At 60.3% G+C, this 14,499-nt stretch carries 10 protein-coding genes; 5 read left to right on the forward strand and 5 right to left on the reverse strand.

The window, feature by feature from the left end:
- Nucleotides 1–1,776: 1,776 nt before the first annotated feature.
- Complete coding sequence (locus tag HB676_RS17975) at nucleotides 1,777–2,169, reverse strand: hypothetical protein (RefSeq protein WP_213739170.1); 393 nt, start codon at nucleotides 2,167–2,169, stop codon at nucleotides 1,777–1,779.
- Nucleotides 2,170–2,563: 394 nt separating this feature from the next.
- On the opposite strand from HB676_RS17975, the gene HB676_RS17980 reads away from it, so the two are divergent.
- Nucleotides 2,564–4,405, forward strand: coding sequence for a tetratricopeptide repeat protein (locus tag HB676_RS17980; protein WP_249780306.1), 1,842 nt, complete (start codon nucleotides 2,564–2,566; stop codon nucleotides 4,403–4,405).
- A 584-nt stretch (nucleotides 4,406–4,989) separates the two neighbouring features.
- Here the strand turns inward: HB676_RS17980 and HB676_RS17985 are convergent.
- The 3 genes from HB676_RS17985 to HB676_RS17995 all read right to left on the reverse strand — a co-directional run bounded on the left by HB676_RS17985 (nucleotide 4,990) and on the right by HB676_RS17995 (nucleotide 8,343).
- Nucleotides 4,990–5,988: a GGDEF domain-containing protein gene (locus HB676_RS17985; RefSeq protein ID WP_213739209.1), complete on the reverse strand. Its 999-nt coding sequence runs from the start codon at nucleotides 5,986–5,988 to the stop codon at nucleotides 4,990–4,992.
- A 151-nt stretch (nucleotides 5,989–6,139) separates the two neighbouring features.
- A complete protein-coding gene (locus tag HB676_RS17990) occupies nucleotides 6,140–6,661 on the reverse strand; it encodes a hypothetical protein (RefSeq protein WP_213739210.1) in 522 nt (173 codons plus the stop codon).
- Between the two features lie 137 nt (nucleotides 6,662–6,798).
- Nucleotides 6,799–8,343 carry an acetolactate synthase large subunit gene (locus HB676_RS17995; protein ID WP_213739171.1) on the reverse strand — a complete coding sequence of 515 codons (1,545 nt, stop codon included), beginning with the start codon at nucleotides 8,341–8,343 and terminating at the stop codon, nucleotides 6,799–6,801.
- A 390-nt stretch (nucleotides 8,344–8,733) separates the two neighbouring features.
- On the opposite strand from HB676_RS17995, the gene HB676_RS18000 reads away from it, so the two are divergent.
- Together HB676_RS18000 and HB676_RS18005 are read left to right on the forward strand one after the other, a co-directional pair.
- Nucleotides 8,734–9,300 (forward strand): L,D-transpeptidase, encoded by a 567-nt coding sequence (locus HB676_RS18000; protein WP_213739172.1) that lies wholly within the window; start codon nucleotides 8,734–8,736, stop codon nucleotides 9,298–9,300.
- A gap of 192 nt (nucleotides 9,301–9,492) precedes the next feature.
- Nucleotides 9,493–10,269 carry a DUF2927 domain-containing protein gene (locus HB676_RS18005; protein ID WP_249780307.1) on the forward strand — a complete coding sequence of 259 codons (777 nt, stop codon included), beginning with the start codon at nucleotides 9,493–9,495 and terminating at the stop codon, nucleotides 10,267–10,269.
- Nucleotides 10,270–10,411: 142 nt separating this feature from the next.
- On the opposite strand, the gene HB676_RS18010 is transcribed toward HB676_RS18005, so the two are convergent.
- Nucleotides 10,412–11,584, reverse strand: coding sequence for an isovaleryl-CoA dehydrogenase (locus tag HB676_RS18010; RefSeq protein WP_213739174.1), 1,173 nt, complete (start codon nucleotides 11,582–11,584; stop codon nucleotides 10,412–10,414).
- Nucleotides 11,585–11,821: 237 nt separating this feature from the next.
- On the opposite strand from HB676_RS18010, the gene HB676_RS18015 reads away from it, so the two are divergent.
- Nucleotides 11,822–13,093 carry a cytochrome P450 gene (locus tag HB676_RS18015; protein WP_213739175.1) on the forward strand — a complete coding sequence of 424 codons (1,272 nt, stop codon included), beginning with the start codon at nucleotides 11,822–11,824 and terminating at the stop codon, nucleotides 13,091–13,093.
- 17 nt (nucleotides 13,094–13,110) lie between these two features.
- Nucleotides 13,111–14,385 (forward strand): cytochrome P450, encoded by a 1,275-nt coding sequence (locus HB676_RS18020; RefSeq protein ID WP_213739176.1) that lies wholly within the window; start codon nucleotides 13,111–13,113, stop codon nucleotides 14,383–14,385.
- The last annotated feature ends 114 nt before the right edge of the window (nucleotides 14,386–14,499 follow it).

Below are 14,499 nucleotides of genomic sequence, written 5' to 3' on the forward strand. Positions count from 1 at the left end.
AATGAAGGACGAGGCCTGATGACCGGCAGCCGCTTTGGACGAACGGTTTGTCGGCCCGAAACCATCGTCATCAGTACAAAATTCGTAGCCATATCCACGCCAAATTGCTGACCTTCACTCATGCCCAGGCGAGACCCGCAGTCCCAAAGCCCTGTTTATTTATGATAGGTTTGCGATGCCCCCGCGTTTGTGATGCGCGGCAAGTCTGGGCCGGCACTGTGATCGAGAGACAGGACATATCGAGAGACAGGACGCCATGCGCCACGCTTACGTTGCCATTGCCTTCATCGGGGTTGTCGCGATTGTCTTCGTCTCTCTCGTGGCGCTGCAGCGGGCGCTGGGATGATCGCTCCAGCGTTTTGGTGGCAACAGGCGCCTGATCTCAGGCATGGCTTACACGATGGTATTTCCGCATCTCAAGCAGCCGCGCCCTGCAATATGCCCGGTAAATCGAACTGATGATTGCCCACATGACCACACTCCGTTGTGTTGACCAGTGTGGCGACCGTGCGCCCGGATTGTTTCCGGCCGGCTTCGTCGCACCGGGCTCTCGGTAATGTGATTGAATTGGCGACTGCGGTCATCGACGTATCCAGGAGAAGCGATGACTGCGAGGATACGCCAATGCTCGCCGAAAAGTTTATTTTGCTATTGGAAACACTCCGAAAACATCTGCCCGAACCGGGCGAAACCTATATTGACGGCGCCCCAAGGGTCGTAAGCAAGTCGCCCCACGTCCCCGTCCAATTCCCCGCAAAGCTGCAGGCCCCCGGTCGCTAAAAACGCGGTAGCGACCGAATATTTCCGCAGGAAGTTTCGGAAAGCCCAAACGAAACAGCACGGAGCAACGGCGATGCCGCCCCGGTTGGCGGCCTGTTCGCCTCGCCCGGGGTGCACCCTGACGGTATTCAGTAATGCCGGGGGCGCCGATGCTTCGTGTAGTGATGATGTCGCGGAGCCCATGATCGGTGGGTTTGAAAATCCATATCTTCACCGGTCGTTCTGACCGGTCCGCGATTGATCATTCCACGGTTTCCAAAAGTCGCGTCGCTGCCAATCGGGGCCGGCTGCGCGAATGCGAGCGAGCCTGTCAGGGCAAACGCTGTAGCCAGCGCAATCGTTCTGAGTTTCATGGTCATTTCCTCGTAAGCAGGCCCCGCCAGAAAATAGCTGAACCGGCTCTTATGTTCCACCTCAACCCGCCCACTCACGGCGGGCCATTTGACGCGCGCAGAAACTACCAAAATAACCGCGCGCCGCTTTGGGCTGTTCTGGCTTCACTTATCTTCAGCCATGCTCAAGTCTCGGTTGGCGTCTGAGGACGATACCACAACACGACGTCCGTGACCGGCGTATCGGTTGCGCTCTGCAGCACAACTCACATCGAAGTCCGGTCATACGTCCGGCGAGACCTCGCGGCGGGCTTCACGCCTTCGTCCTCTTTCAACTTGCGGCGCAGATTCCGCGCGGTCCGCAAGGCTGACCGGACGTTCGGATCGTTGACGTGATCTTCAAAGAAGATGACGACTTCGCAGCTCGGACATTGCCGGGAGTAGCCGGGTTGAACGCGCCGCGCCCTGTCGCGGAAACTACCGCGGCAGCGCTTGCAGTGGATTGAAACTGAATCGTCCATGCGGCGCACCATGCGATGGAAGTCGTTAAGAATCCCGTTCGCCTCATGCGTCGCTTGTCAGCGCTGAACAACTTCATCGCTGAACGGACCGGACAGCTGTTTGCAGCGCCTGTCCGGCCCGTTGTCCGCGGTCTGCGGAAGTCTTAGCTCGCCGGGTTGAGGTTCGGGTTTTCGCCCCCGACTCTGGACGGATCCCGTCCGCTGAAGCCGAAGTTCTCGAGGTTTCTCATCTCTTCCGGCGTTCGCGGAGCGTAATCGCCGTTAAGCTGCTGATTATACGCACCGCCAAAGTTCGCTTGATCATAGGTTCGGGCATGATGCGGCCGTACGGTTGCGCTTTCCGCGAACACCGGCGCGGCGATGGCGGTGGAAAGCAGCAGCGCGACACCGAGTGCGCTGATTGTGCGAGTCTTGATTGTGGCTGTGGTCATTTGGGTTTTCTCCGTTTGGTGAAACCCACGCTTCGACGTTTCCCAATGCCTGAAGTACGGATGGCGAGCCGCCATCACCACTAAATTGCGGTTCAGAAAATTCAATCGGCCGTGTGCTGGCCGTGTCCTGGCCGTGATCGCATCCGACGCGGCCGTATTGCCGCCACGCTCTTGGTTTTGCCGCTACCCCGCATATCCGGATTGCGGTTGCATGTTCATTCGGCAAATGCCTCACCCCGAAGCGCACAATGCTTGGCATATGGGCTTTGCCGCGCCGCAGTGGCGAGTTAACTCAAACCGTGCAGTGCCTCACCCTGAGTAAGCTGCAACTGAAATCCCTGTTCAGTCCCCGGCAGGACTGAGCCGGGATTTTTGTTTCCGGCCGGTCGCTCACCTCTGGCATGACCGGCACGGCTGACAGCGCCGGCAACGCCCCGGTTCCTTTTTCCCTGGAGAATCGCCTATAGGTTGACGACAGCTTCGAGCGTTGAAAGCACCGATGACCCCCCACGACCATCGGGCAGCCCCCGGAAAGCCAACGACAAGCCCCGTCGACATGGGCGCCGAAAACCCCGACGCGCTTTTCGGGTTCTATGAGACAGCCCTTGGCCACATGCAGGCGGGACGGTATCTCGACGCGCAGATCTGCTGCGAACGGGTCCTCGCCATCAACAGTTCACATGCGGATACCCTGGGTTTGATGGGGCTTCTTTCCCATCGGGCCGGGCAACATGATCTGGCCGTGGAATGGATGACCCGCGCTATCAGGAGCGATCCCAAACCGCAATATCTCGGCAATTTGGGGACCATGCTGCTGCGCCAGGAGCGCCACGAAGAGGCCCTCAAGGCCTTCGACAAAGCCATACAGCTCAAGCCAGACGATGCCGAGTTGTGGAGCAATCTCGGCAGTACGCTGCTGAGGCTAGATCGCCCGGATGACGCGCTGCTGACGTTCGAGCATGTCATCAAGCTCAATCCGCAGCACCGCGGTGCAGCCTTCAAAATCGGGCATCTTCTCTACAACCGGAAACGGTTCGAGGAGGCGTTGAAGTACTTCGACCTGTGCGACGAATTGCAGCCCGACCACGCGCTGACGCTGCAGATGCGTGCATTATCGCTGCTCGGTCTGAAGCGGCTGGAGGAAGCGCTGGTGATCAACCGGCGAGCGCACGCGCTCGATCCTGATAATGCCGAGACGCGCGGCAATATGGGCGAGATCTTGCGGGGGTTGCCCAACCGGCAGGAAGAAGCCCTGCAATGGTACGACCGGGCGCTCGAAATCCGGCCGGACTCTGTTCCTGTCCTGCAAAGCAAGGCTGCGTTGCTTATTCAACTGCACCGTTTCGAAGAAGCCATAGCGGTCAACCGGCGCCTATGTGAGATCAAGCCGGATGATGCACTGACGCCCTATTTTATTGCCCAGCTCCAGTTGATGATCGGCAATTTTCAGGACGGCTGGATCGGGCGTGAGGCGCGCTGGAATGTTCCCGGCCTTCCGATCGCCTACCTGAAATTCTCGAAGCCGATCTGGCTCGGCAAACAAGCCGTCGAGGGGAAAACCGTCCTGATCTATGCGGACGAAGGGTTGGGCGATACAATTCAATTCGTGCGCTACGTTCCGTTGCTCGCAGAACGTGGCGCGCGCGTCATTCTTGTGGTTCAGGACGCGCTGCATCCTCTGCTGTCCGGGCTTTCAGGCGTTTCGGAATGCCTTCCGAAATCGGCAAGCCAACTGCCGGCATTCGACATGTATTGCCCGATCTGCAGTCTGCCGGCCGCGTTCGAAACGCAGCTCGATACGATTCCATCCGCCGCGCGCTACCTGCCGCTGCCAGACGACAAGCGCGTCCAAATCTGGCAGGAACGCCTTGGTCCCCACGACAAATTGCGCGTCGGCTTCGTCTGGTCCGGCAACCCCAAGCACGCAGACGATCAAAACCGGTCGCTGCCGCTGCAAATGTTGTCGTGCCTTCTCGACATCGATGCGACCTTTGTGAGCCTGCAAAAAGACCCGAGGCCCGACGACAGGGCCGTGCTTCAACGCACTGACATCATCGACCTGACGGCTCATCTCACCGATTTCGTGGAGACCGCGGCGTTGGTCGCTTGCCTCGATCTCGTCATCACGGTCGACACCAGCGTCGCCCATCTTGCCGGCGCGATGGGCTGTCCGACCTGGATTCTGCTGCCCTATGTGCCGGATTGGCGCTGGCTGCTCGATCGCGAGGATTCCCCCTGGTATCCGACAACCCGCCTGTTTCGGCAGACCGAAGCCCGCGACTACGGCGAAGTCCTCGATCTCGTGCGACACGCATTGCTCAAGCTGAGCTCCGCGCGATAGCCACTCACTCGATGATGCAGTCGTTGTGTGGAAATCGCACGAGCACCTGACGGCGTCTTTCGCCATCGAGCAGAGAACCGTTCCAAGAAGAGCCGCTCTAAAAAGAACCGTTCTAAAACGAAATGATCCCGGGACATCTGGCAATGTCCCGGGATCGTCCTCGCTGAGCACACGGGCATATCTTTTGGATATGTCCGCATGTTTTGTTCAGCTCGGGGGGCTCGTGTCGGCGTTTTCAGCCGCTGTTCTTGAGCATTGAAATAGACTTCGCAACGCAGCAAAGCCATTAAATTGAAATTCATTCAGTTGAATTGAATGTCATTGGTTATAACGCTCAGTACACGTTCAATTGAAGCCGGCGTGAATGTTGTTAACGGGTTTTTCGGCGATGTGTGCGTGCGATGGCGCACGTCGGACGTTTGCGACAAACGATTGCAGCGACGACAATTCACGGTGCCCAAATAGCAGGCGCAGGGTTCACCAGCGTAGGGTGGGCAAAGCGTCAGCGTGCCCACCATCTGCCTCAGCGACGACGCGTCGCGGTGGGTTACGGCTTCGCCTAACCCACCTTACGGATTTGCGGATCACGCGGCGGCGGTATCGTTCTTTACGGTCTCGCCTTCGATGTCGGCTTCCGTGATGGTGCGGTTGCGCCCGAGGCGCTTGGCTTCATAGAGGCCGCGGTCGCAGCGCTCGATCATCGCCTCGGCGGATTCGGCGAGCCGGAATTGCGCGACGCCGATGGAAACCGTGACGCTGGAGATCGCCTGCCCGGTGGTGCGCCTCGTCAGGCGCGCTTCGGAAATGCGCAGGCGAATGTGTTCGGCAAGTTCGGTGCAGGCCGCGAGATCGAAACCCGGGAGCACACCGATCAGTTCTTCGCCGCCATAGCGCGCCGCAAGCCCGACTTCGCCGACGATATCCTGCAACACTTTTGCGACCAGCCGGAGCACCTGGTCGCCGACCTGATGACCCCAGGTGTCGTTGAATTTCTTGAAGTGATCGATATCGATCATCAAAATACTGAGCGACGCGTCCTTTTCCATCGCGGCAATCTGGGCCGAACGGAAGAACTCGTCCATCGAACGCCGGTTGGCGAGCCCTGTCAGCGCATCGGTGTTCGAGCGTTCTTCGGCGGCTCTCAGCGAGTCGCGAATCCTGTCGAGTTCCTGGGTGGTCTCGATAAAATTGGTCTCCAGCGCCGTGGCCCGCTCATTGACGCGCGCGAGTTCCGCCACCAATCGCTCGATAATCGGGCGCGGATCGTCGTTGGCGTGAACCTGCGACGTGACCGCGTCGAGCGCCTCGATCTGGGTGCGATTATCGGAGATCGCGGTCGCCAGAAATTCTTTCGCGCTGGAGATCACGCCTTGCAGTTGGTCCGGAAAATCACCCGTCGTGTCCGAGCCGGCATGCGGTTTGACAAAGGTCGCATAGAGTTCGCGATTGACCGAGGCATCGAAGGTGCGCTTGTTGCCGATCAGGATATCGATGGTCTTGCGCAGCGCCGGCGAGGTGCCCATCGCATAGTCGAACCAGACCGAGAAATTCCCCGGCGTGACCGGCACGAATTGCTGCGACATCGACCGGATCGCCCTGTCGGCAATGGACGTTGCATACTCCACATCCATGTCGCCGAAGAGATCGCCGGACATCGTTCTGATTCCAGTATTGCCGCAGGTGTGGGCTCACACTTACGTCACGACAATTAAGCTAACTTTAATCCAGTACCGCCTACGCGCTTCTTACCCCGTCCAAATCGGCATCCTTGAGCCGCTGGAACAACCAGCCGGACAGCGTGTCGTCGCGCATGCCGCCTACATACACGTCCGATGTGACAGTGTTTTTCGCGAGCGTCAGACCGACCCCGATCCGGTAGGCAAACCAAAGATATGGATCCGTCAATGCGCACAACTTGTGCTGGTCGTGCTCGGGCGGCTGATGATTGCTGGCCTTGCGTACTTCGACCGCGAGCAGATTGTCGGGAACCGCGCGGCGATGCACGACGATATCAGGGTAGATCGACTTACCGAGATGATCGTCGGTCGAGACGATCGAGGCTTTCGGCATCCGCAGCGTGCGTTCGCCGAGGCGGTCGTAATCGCAATCGACCTCCCAGCCCGGGAAATGCCGCTCGACATACACCGCCAGCCGGTGCGTCAGCGCGCGCTCGCCGAGATCCTTCTCGAACAAAAAGGATTCATGTGCGTAGAACTCCCGCAACGCGCTGACGAGTCTGTCCAGTTCGGCCTGCATCTCGATTTGCATGCTGTCTCCTCTGTCATTCCGGGGCATCGCGCAGCGATGAACCCGGAATCTCGAGATTCCGGGTTCGATGCTTCGCATCGCCCCGGAATGACGGCTCACATTACACGCCTACTCGCCGCCCATCCTCACATCCGCACTTCAATCAACCTCGGCCCCTGCTCCGCCACCGCTTCGGCCAGCGCCGTGTTGAATTCGTCGGCTGACGTGACCGAGCGGCCGGAAACGCCCATGCCCTTGGCGAGCGCGACCCAGTCGAGCGTCGGGTTGTCGATCTTGAGCATGTCCATCGCGCGCTGGCCCGGTTCGCCGGCGCCGACGCCGTCGAATTCGCCGCGCAGGATCTGATAGATCCGGTTGGCGAACACGATGGTCAGCACGTTGAGGCCTTCGCGGGCCTGGGTCCACAGCGATTGCAGCGTGTACATCGCGCTGCCGTCGCCGACCATGCAGATCACTTTACGATCGGGACAGGCCACCGCGGCGCCGGTCGAAACCGGCGGCGAAAAGCCGATCGAGCCGCCCATGTTCTGCAGCCAGTCATGCGGATTGGCGGCGGCGGTCGGCGGAAAGAAGCCGCGCCCTGTCGTGATGGATTCATCGACCATGATGGCGTTTTCCGGGATCGCCATCGCGATCGCCTGCGCGATCGAGGCGTGGGTCAGGGCGCCGGTCGGTTTTGCCAGTTCGACCAACGCCTGCGGCTTCGCATCCGAAGGCTTGGCGCCGAGTGCGGAAGCCAATGCTTCCAGCGCCGCGACCGAGTTCTCGCCGCCGGCGGTCATGCGATGCACTTCGCAGCCTTCAGGCTTGAGCATGCTCGGCTTGTTCGGATAGGCAAAGAACGCCACGGGATCGTTGGCCTCGACCAGAACGATATGCTTGAAATCCTTCAGGATCGGCAGCGCCAGTTCGATCACATAGGGAATCCGGTCGATCGAAAACCGCCCGCGCCCACGCGCCATCTTCGGATTATAGGTCTGGCCCATCACCTTGCAGCCGGTCTTGCCCGCGATTTGCGCGGCCAGCGCCAGCCCCTGCTCGGTCAGCGCGTTACCGGTCATCAGCAATAATGTCTGCGCGCCGCCCTTGAGCACCTTGGCCGCGTTATCGACGGCCTGCGACGAATAGCTCGCACGCTGCTGCTCCACCGGGACCTGGGCGATGCCGTCGGCCTCGTTCCAGGCGGTATCGGCCGGCAGGATCAAGGTCGCGATCTGCGGCGGGGCGCTTTTGGCCGCGGCGATCGCGGCGGCGCCGTCCCTGGCGACGGATTTGGAATCCGGCGAGGTCCGCACCCAGGCCGACATCGGCCGCGCCAGGCCTTCGATGTCGGAGGTCAGCGGCGCATTGAATCCGATGTGGTAGACGGCATGCTGGCCGACGATGTTGACGATGCCGGAATTGGCCTTCTTGGCGTTGTGCAGATTGGCAAGGCCATTGGCAAGACCGGGCCCCAGATGCAGCAGCGTCGAGGCCGGGGTTCCCTTCATGCGGAAATAGCCGTCCGCCGCCCCCGTCACCACGCCCTCGAACAGGCCGAGCACGCAGCGCATACCCTCGACCCGGTCCAGCGCGGCGACGAAATGCATCTCGGAAGTGCCGGGATTGGCGAAGCAGACGTCAACCCCGCCCGCAACCAGGGTCCGCACCAGACTTTCCGCACCGTTCATTATTCCACTCCCGTTCGCGCGTTTTAACAGAACTCCGCGCAGATCAATCATTCCTAGCGCATTTCGTCAAAGGGCGCGCCGGCATTGCTGGTATTTGGCTTAATTGGCGGTGTGGGCTAAGGCTCCGTCATTCCGGGGCGATGCAACCTGTACCGTCATTCCGGGATGGTCCGAAGGACCAGACCTCAGGTGTGCAATTGCACACCGGGGAATCTCGAGATTCCGGGCTCGATGCTCCGCATCGCCCCGGAATGACGAATTTCAATTTTTGATGACAATATAACTTCGCCAACCGCCGCATCCAAAAATAACCATTCACACGCTCGTTGCTTGCGAAACCGGGCCGGTTATGGCCCTTTTAGGCGCGACAATTTTTTGCGGGGCGCGAAAATGATCCGGATTTTGGCTTTCCTCCTGGTAGCGGCGACATGGCTGGCCGGTATTGGCCCCTCCAGCGCCCAGAACAACGACTTCTTCTTCGGCGGCGGTTCCAATTTCGGCTATAGCGGCTCGGGGCCGATCCAGCGCACCATGGTCAGTTTCGACGGCCGCTACGCCCCCGGCACCATCGTGATCAACACCGCCGAGCGGCGGCTTTATCTGGTGCAGGGCAATGGCGCGGCGCTGCGCTATGGCATCGGCGTCGGCCGCGACGGCTTCCGCTGGTCCGGCGTCCATCGCATCACCGCCAAAAGAGAATGGCCGAGCTGGACCCCGCCCTCGCAGATGCGGGCGCGGCGGCCCGATCTGCCGCGCTACATGGAAGGCGGCATCAACAACCCGCTCGGCGCCCGCGCGATGTATCTGGGCTCGACGCTCTATCGTATCCACGGCTCCAACGAGCCGGAGACGATCGGCCAGGCGGTATCCTCGGGCTGCTTCCGCATGACCAATGAAGACGTGCAGGATCTCTATAACCGCGTCTCGGTCGGCACGACGGTGATTGTGAAGAATTAGGCGCGCGGTTTCGGGAATTGTGACCCGGCAGAGCCAACAACACACGGCCGTCGTCCCTGCGAACGCAGGGACCCATAACCACAGGCTTTAGTTATCGCGCGAAAGCCGTCAAACAGCGTCCTTCAAAACAACCGCCGCGGCGTATGGGTCCCTGCGTGCGCAGGGACGACGATGTTGTTACATTTGCGCATAATGACTCTCGCCCTCGCCGTGATCATCTTCGCCAGCGCAGGTCCACCAGCATTCTCCGCCGAAAACCCCGCCATCGCCGCCCGCCAGCGCGCAGAGCAAAAAACCTTCACCGACAGCGAAATCATCGACGGATTTTTCAAGACCGCGTTCGGCGCGGAATTCCATCTCGCAGGCCGGGTCGACCGCATCCGGAGATATGATGGGCCGGTGCGGGTGTTCGCAGCCGGCGCCAACCGTCCGGATCGCAAGGCGCAACTGGCAAAAGTCGTTGCCGATATCGGCCGGCGAATCCAGCATCTCGACATCGCGATGGCCCCGACCATCGACGACGCCAGCATCGTCGTCACGCTGGTGCGCGACCGCGATCTCATTCCGACCGTCCGGCGCTTCTACGGCGAAGCGCGCGCCCGCGAGATCAAAAACTCACTCGACCCGCAATGCCTCTCTGGATTCCGCAAGAACGAGCGCTCCGAGATCGAGCACTCCGACGTGATCCTCACTGTCGACAAGGGTGACTTTACGTTCCTCGACTGCACCTATGAGGAACTGCTGCAGTCGCTGGGGCCGATCAACGATACCAATTCGGTGCCCTGGACCATGTTCAACGACCAGGTCTCGATGGGATTTTTCGATATCTACGATCAGTATCTGCTCAACATCCTCTACGACCCGCGTGTCAAAGCCGGCATGAATGTCGAGGAAGTAAAGGCAGTATTGCCCGAAGTGCTCCCCGATGTCCGCGCGTTTGTGCGCAAGGTGAATGGATTGGCGGAGTGATTTCGTAGCCCGGATGAGCGAAGCGACATCCGGGAACAGATTTCAACGCCGGCCCCGGATATCGCTTCGCTCATCCGGGCTACATTAGCTCAAATCGTCATGGCCGGGCTTGTCCCGGCCATGACGACCAAGGAGCCCGCTCCTACGCCGACTTCTCGAACAGCTCGCGCCCGATCAGCATGCGGCGGATTTCGCTAGTGCCGGCGCCGATCTCGTAGAGCTTGGCGTCGCGCAACAGGCGCGCGGTCGGATAGTCGTTGATGTAGCCGTTGCCGCCGAGCAACTGGATTGCATCCAGCGCGCATTGGGTCGCTTTTTCGGACGCGTACAAAATGGCACCGGCCGCATCCTCGCGCGTGGTCTCGCCGCGGTCGCAGGCTTTCGCCACCGCATACACATAGGCCCGTGACGCGTTCATCGTGGTGTACATGTCGGCGATCTTGCCCTGCACCAGTTGGAAAGTCCCGATCGGCTGGCCGAACTGCTTGCGCTCATGCACATAGGGCAGCACCACATCGAGACAGGCCTGCATGATCCCGAGCGGGCCTGCGGCGAGCACCGAACGCTCATAGTCGAGACCGGACATCAGCACGTTGACGCCGCGGCCAACTTCGCCGAGCACGTTTTCCGCCGGCACTTCGCAATCCTCGAACACCAGTTCGGCCGTGTCGGAGCCGCGCATGCCCATCTTGTCGAGCTTCTGCGCGGTGGAAAATCCCTTCATGCCCTTTTCGATGATGAAGGCCGTGATGCCGCGCGGCCCCGCGGCGGGATCGGTCTTGGCATAGACAACCAATGTTTCCGCGATCGGACCATTGGTGATCCACATCTTGTTGCCGTTAAGGATGTAACGATCGCCCTTTTTCTCGGCGCGGGTCGACATCGACACCACGTCGGAACCGGAGCCGGGCTCGGACATCGCCAGCGCGCCGACATGCTCGCCGGAAATCAGCTTGGGCAGGTATTTGCGCTTCTGTGCATCGTTGCCGTTACGTCGGAGCTGATTGATGCAAAGATTCGAGTGCGCGCCGTAGGACAGACCGACCGCGGCCGACGCACGCGAGATTTCCTCCATCGCGATGCAATGCTCGAGATAGCCGAGCCCCGAGCCGCCATATTCTTCCTCGACCGTAATCCCATGGAGACCAAGCGCGCCGATTTTCGGCCACAGATCGCGCGGAAACTGGTTGCTCTTGTCGATTTCTGCGGCGCGCGGCGCGATCTCGTGGCTCGAGAAATCATGCACGGTCTCGCGGATCGCATCCGCGGTCTCGCCGAGATCGAAATTGAACATCCGATGCGCGTTGGGAATCATGGTCTGGCGGCCTCCGTAATAGTGCGCGCTCGTCGCGCTTATAGGCTTATTCGTTGAAACCAAGCTTGTCACGGGCCGGAACGGCTGAGAAGGGCCATCCGCCGGGTGGCTGTAGCCGGGTCTGGCATGCCAGCCTATGGGAAAACTCTCCCTTGCCCCGACGCACGCAACGGGATGTAATTAAGACAATACGACCTGCGGAACCAACCGTGGACAGCGCCACCAGGGAGGCCGCCGATGCACGGGACTGTCGATCACGCCGGAGATCGAGAGCAACAGGATGCGCGCGAGCGCGCGTATGCGCTTCCGCTCGATCAATTCGATCCCGGCAATCCCGAGCTGTTTCGTTCCGATACGTTCTGGCCGTATTTCGACCGGCTGCGCCGCGAAGATCCGGTGCATTACTGCAGGGACAGCATGTTCGGGCCGTATTGGTCTGTTACCAAATACAACGACATCATGGAGATCGAGACCAATCACGCGGTGTTCTCGTCGGCCGCGACGCTCGGCGGCATCACGATCCGCGATATCCCCTCCGATCTGCGCCGCGAAAGTTTCATTGCGATGGATCAGCCGCGCCACAGCGCGCAGCGCAAGACCGTGGCGCCGATGTTCACGCCGACGCATCTGGATCAGCTCGCAATCAATATCCGCCAGCGCTCGGCCGAATGCCTCGACAATCTGCCCAAGAACGAAATATTCGACTGGGTCGATCAGGTCTCGATCGAACTGACCACGCAGATGCTCGCGGTGCTGTTCGATTTTCCCTGGGAAGACCGCCGCAAGCTGACGCGCTGGTCCGACATCGCCACCACGCTTCCCGGCCCCGACGGCCTGGTCCCGACCGAAGAAGCGCGGCAGGCCGAGTTGATGGAATGCGCGATCTATTTCACCCGGCTCTGGAACGAGCGCATCAAGCAGCCGCCGAAGAGCGATCTGCTGTCGATGATGGCGCACAGCGACGCCACGCGCGATATGGACCCGAGAAATTTCCTCGGCAATCTTGTTCTGTTGATCGTCGGCGGCAACGACACCACGCGCAATACCCTGTCGGGCAGTCTCTATGCGCTCAGCAAAAATCCCGGCCAGTACCAAAGGCTGCGCGATAATCCCGCTCTGATTGACAGCTTCGTGCCCGAAGTGATTCGCTGGCAGACGCCGCTGGCGCATATGAGACGCACCGCGCTTGAAGACATCAAATTCCGCGGCAAGGAATTCAAGAAGGGCGACAAGATCGTGATGTGGTACGTTTCGGGCAACCGCGACGAGGAAATCATCGATCGCCCCTATGAATTCATCATCGACCGGGCGCGGCCTCGCACGCATTTGTCGTTCGGCTTCGGCATTCACCGCTGTGTCGGCATCCGGCTGGCGGAACTGCAATTGAAGATCATCTGGGAAGAAATCTTAAAACGTTTCGACAATATTGAAGTGGTCGGTGAACCCCGGCGGGTATATTCGAGTTTCGTCAAAGGCTATGAGACGCTGCCGGTTCGCATCGCCGGCTGAGACGGGATTGGTCCATCATGAACATTCAGGCATCGGTTCTATCGGACAAGCGCGAACTGCAACGCGCCGCGCGTGAAGCGGCCTATGCAATGCCGCTGAAGGATTTCCATCCCGGCGCGCCGCAACTGTTTCGCAGCGATACGCTGTGGCCGTATTTCGAGCGGCTGCGCAAGGAAGAACCGGTGCATTACTGCACCAGCGCGCCGATCGAACCCTATTGGTCTGTGACCAAATACAACGATATCATGCATGTCGACACCAATCACGGCATCTTCTCCTCCGACGTCAGCCTCGGCGGCATCTCGATCCGTGACGTGCCGCCGGGTTACGACTGGCCGAGCTTCATCGCGATGGATCAGCCGCGGCATTCTTCGCAGCGCAAGACCGTCTCGCCGATGTTCACGCCGGCGCATCTCGATGAGTTGGCCGTCCTGATCCGCGAGCGCGCCGGCAAGGTGCTCGACACGCTGCCGCGCAACGAGACCTTCGATTTCGTCGACCGGGTATCGATCGAGCTCACCACGCAGATGCTGGCGACGCTGTTTGACTTCCCCTGGGAAGAGCGCCGCAAGCTGACGCGCTGGTCCGATGTATCGACCGCGCTGCCGAAAAGCATGATCGTCGAATCCGAAGAGCAGCGCCGTGCCGAAATGGACGAATGCGCAGCTTATTTTTCCAAACTCTGGAACGAACGCGTCAATGCCGAGCCGCGCAACGACCTGATTTCGATGATGGCGCACAACGACGCCACAAGGCACATGGACCCGGATAATCTGATGGGCAACATCATCCTGTTGATTGTCGGCGGCAATGACACCACCCGCAACACCATGAGCGGTTCGGTACTGGCGTTGAACGAGAACCCCGACCAGTACCAGAAGCTGCGCGACAATCCTGATCTGATCGACACCATGGTGCCGGAAGTCATCCGCTGGCAGACGCCGCTGGCGCACATGCGGCGCACCGCGCTGGTCGATACTGAATTGGGCGGCAAGCAGATCAGGAAGGGCGACCGCGTCGTGATGTGGTACGTCTCGGGCAACCGCGACGACGAGGTGATCGAGAATCCCGATGAGTTCATCATCGATCGCGCCCGGCCCCGCATCCATCTGTCGTTCGGCTTCGGCATCCACCGCTGCGTCGGCATGCGGCTCGCCGAATTGCAGCTCAAGATCGTCTGGCAGGAGATGCTCAAGCGCTTTGACCGGATCGAGGTGGTGGGCGAGCCGAAGCGGGTCTATTCCAGCTTCGTACGGGGCATCGAGTCCCTGCCGGTTCGCATTCCAGCGTGACGCCACGCGCGCTTGCGCTTTGCCTGCCCGCCGTGCAGATATCGCGGGCGGGCAAGGCCGCTTTTTGGGCCGTGCCTGCGCCTTCTGTAGCGCCACCATGCGCGCCCTCGATCT

The sequence above is a fragment of the Bradyrhizobium sp. dw_411 genome (genome assembly GCF_018449695.1).
Lineage (GTDB): Bacteria > Pseudomonadota > Alphaproteobacteria > Rhizobiales > Xanthobacteraceae > Bradyrhizobium.